Source organism: Methylobacterium sp. WL103 (assembly GCF_008039885.1).
GTDB lineage: Bacteria > Pseudomonadota > Alphaproteobacteria > Rhizobiales > Beijerinckiaceae > Methylobacterium > Methylobacterium cerastii.
In genome coordinates this window covers 1-2,901 of sequence record NZ_VRUX01000538.1, presented here as the reverse complement: position 1 = coordinate 2,901, position 2,901 = coordinate 1, and the positions used below count along the sequence as shown (strand labels likewise).

At 72.9% G+C, this 2,901-nt stretch carries 1 protein-coding gene and 1 pseudogene; both read left to right on the top strand.

Annotated features, from left to right (window positions below; translation table 11 throughout):
- Nucleotides 1-756, top strand: a pseudogene (locus FV222_RS29945) (hypothetical protein); the annotation flags it as partial.
- 35 nt (nt 757-791) lie between these two features.
- A partial coding sequence (gene ligA, locus FV222_RS21955) for an NAD-dependent DNA ligase LigA (protein ID WP_147815633.1) occupies nt 792-2,901 on the top strand: 2,110 nt, incomplete at its 3' end.

The window sequence follows — 2,901 nt, the reverse complement described above, 5'->3', positions numbered from 1 at the left end:
GCGCCGGGCGACGCCTTCCTCTCGTCGGCGCGCCGCGTCGGCGCCGACGCCGGGCGGAACGTGCCGTTCGGGCGGTTCCTGCGCCGGCTGGGCCTTGGCCTGCGCCAGCCGCACGCCCTGCGGCTCGTCGCGTTGTGCTTCTCGATCGACGGCGCGCTCGCGCTGTTCGAGCTGCCGTTCTCCGTCGCCCTCGTGCAGGCGCAGGGCTGGGATGCCGCCGCCCTGTCGCGGCTCCAGGCCGGCCTCGCCTTCGCGGGCGGGACGGTGGGTGCCGTGGCCATCGGGTCGTGGTGCGACCGCGCCGGGCCGCTGCCGGCGCTGCGCGCCCTGTTCCTGGCGAGCGCCGCCGCGTTCCTCGCCACCGCCGCCCTGATCGCGGCGGGCCTGGCCGGGTCGGCCGGGCCGCTGATCCTCGGCTTCACCAACGTCCTGCCCGGCCTGCTGATCGTCGCCCTGGTGCCGGCGCTGATGCAGGCGAGCCGCGGACGCGCCGGCGCGGCGACGCAGTTCGAGGTATTCATGGCGGTGATGAACCTCGGCTCCGTCGCCGGCGGCGCGGCCTCCGGCGCGCTGATGCCGGTGCTGCCCCTGTCGCTGGTCGCGATCCTCGCCGGGCTGGTCCTGCTCGGGGCCGCGGCGCTGGTGCGGCGCCCGGAGCTGATCCTGCCCCGGCCGCGCCAGCCACGCGCGATCCCTGTGCATCGCGACGCTTCGGCTCGCTCGGGAAGTGATCTCGGCCGGGGGGAAATCGGTTAGAAGCCCGATCGCCCAACGCGGAAGTCCTGAGCCCGATGCCGAAGCCCAACTCCGCCACGACCAAGTCCGACGCTGAGAAGTCCGACGCCGAGAAGTCCGACGCGCGAAAATCCAATGCGCCCAGCCCGACGCTCACCGCGGACGCGGCGCGGGCGCGCCACGCCGCCCTCTCCGCTGAGATCGCCGAGGCCGACCGGCTCTACCACCAGGAGGATGCGCCCGAGATCTCGGATGCCGCCTACGATGCCCTGCGCCGGGAGCTGGAGACGCTGGAAGCGCAAGTCCCCGATCTCGCCGGCACCGGGTTGGCGAGCACGGCGGTCGGCGCGAAGCCGTCCGAAAAATTCGCCAAGGTGCGCCATGCCGTCCCGATGCTCTCCCTCGGCAACGCCTTCGCCGACGAGGAGGTCGAGGAGTTCGTCGCCCGCGTGCGCCGGTTCCTGAACCGGCCGGAGGCGCCGCTCGCCTTCACCGCCGAGCCGAAGATCGACGGGCTGTCGCTGTCCCTGCGCTACGAGGACGGGCGCCTCGTCACCGCCGCCACCCGCGGCGACGGCGAGACCGGCGAGAACGTCACGGCCAACGCCCGCACGGTCGAGGACATCCCGCAGGCGCTCGCCGGCAGCGGCTGGCCGGCAATCTGCGAGGTGCGCGGCGAGGTCTACCTCTCGCACGCGGATTTCGCCGCGATCAACGCCCGCCAGGAGGCTGCGGGAAAGCCGCTCTTCGCCAACCCGCGCAACGCCGCCGCCGGCTCCCTGCGCCAGCTCGACCCGTCGATCACCGCCTCACGACCGCTCAAGTTCTTCGCCTACGCCTGGGGCGAGGTGGTGCCGCCCTTCGAGGGGACGCAATCGGGGGTGATGGCGCTGTTTCGCGCCTGGGGCCTGCCGGTGAACCCGCTGACCGTCACCTGTGCCGACGCCGCCGGCATGATCGCGCATTACCGAACGATCGAGGCGGACCGGCCGACGCTCGGCTACGACATCGACGGCGTCGTCTACAAGGTCGACGACCTCGCCCTGCAGAAGCGGCTCGGCTTCGTCTCGCGCAGCCCCCGCTGGGCGCTGGCCCACAAGTTCGCCGCGCAGGAGGCGTTCACCGTGGTCGAGGGCATCGACATCAACGTCGGCCGCACCGGCTCGCTCAACCCGCTCGCGCGGCTGCGCCCGGTGACGGTGGGTGGCGTCGTGGTCTCGAACGCGACGCTGCACAACGAGGGCTACGTGAAGGGCGTCGGCGGGGACGGCGAGCCGATCCGCGACGGCCGCGACATCCGCGTCGGCGACACCGTTGTGGTGCTGCGGGCCGGCGACGTGATCCCCAAGGTGATGGACGTGGTACTCGACAAGCGCCCGGCCGACGCCCGGCCCTTCGTCTTCCCCGAGACCTGCCCGGCCTGCGGCAGCAAGGCGGTGCGCGAGATCAACCCACGCACCGGCAAGCCCGACGCGGTGCGGCGCTGCACCGGCGGGCTGATCTGCCCGGCGCAAGGCGTCGAGCGCCTGAAGCACTTCGTCTCGCGCAACGGCTTCGACCTCGAAGGATTCGGACAGACCTACATCGAGGTGCTGTTCGAGGCCGGCCTCGTGCGCCAGCCCGCCGACCTGTTCACCCTGGAGTTCGAGCCGCTGAAGGCGGCGATCGTCGCGCGCCGCGAGGCCCTGTCGGCGGAGCGCCGGGCGGAGGGGGCTCCGGCGCCGAAGAAGCCGACGAAGAAGAAGGGCGAGGAGGAGGACAAGGCGATCCACAACCTGCTCGCCGCGGTCACCGAGCGCCGCCGCCTGCCGATGAACCGCTTCCTGTTCGCGCTGGGCATACCCGACATCGGCGAGTCGACCGCCAAGGCGCTGGCCAAGCGGTTCTCGGATTTTTCCGCCCTGAAGCAGGCGTTGCGGGCCGCAGCCGACGCGCAGGCCGGGCCGGACTGGATCGAATTCTCCGCGGTGCCGCGCATCGGGCCGACCACCCGCGACCGGCTGCTCGAGGCCGGCCTTCCGGCGGAGGCGGGCGATACCGACGAGGGCGAGGCCGCGCCGACGGAGGCCGGCAAGATCCGGTTCAGCACCAGCCAGCGCGCGAGCCTGCTCGCGCATTACGGCAGCCTGGACGCGGTGCGCGCGGCGATCGCGCGCTGGCTGGTGC